1 protein-coding gene is annotated in these 376 nt (G+C 70.4%); it reads right to left on the bottom strand.

The annotated features are described in order from the left end of the window. The coding region (locus tag AB4111_RS31250; RefSeq protein ID WP_442035155.1) for a glycoside hydrolase family 3 N-terminal domain-containing protein at nucleotides 1–376 on the bottom strand (376 nt) is incomplete at both ends.

Raw genomic sequence — 376 nt, 5'->3', positions numbered from 1 at the left:
GGTGGGCGGCGTAGACGCCGCTGGCCATGTCCATGTCGATCCCGGCCTTCAGCGCCAGGGCGGCGGCCTGGACCGGGGTCTCGGCGATGCCGTGATTGATCAGTTCGAGGATGGCGTTCCAGTCGCTGACCACCAGGCCCGGCCACGCCCATTGGGTCTTGAGCACGCCGCGCACCAGGGCGGCGTTGGCGGTGGTGGGCGCGCCGTTCAGGTCGTTGAAGGCGGTCATCATCGTGCCCGCGCCGGCCTTGGCCGCCSCATGAAAAGGCGGCAGGTAGACCTCGTTCAGCGTGCGGTCCGACAGCTCGGCGCTGTCGTAGTCGCGGCCGCCGGCGGCCGCGCCATAGGCCCCGAAATGCTTGGCGCAGGCCAGGAT

The sequence above is a fragment of the Paenibacillus sp. 2KB_22 genome (assembly GCF_052115745.1).
In the GTDB taxonomy this organism is placed as follows: Bacteria; Bacillota; Bacilli; order Paenibacillales; family Paenibacillaceae; genus Paenibacillus.
The sequence above is the reverse complement of the archived record's forward strand: the minus strand, read 5'-3'. Positions and strand labels throughout refer to the sequence as shown.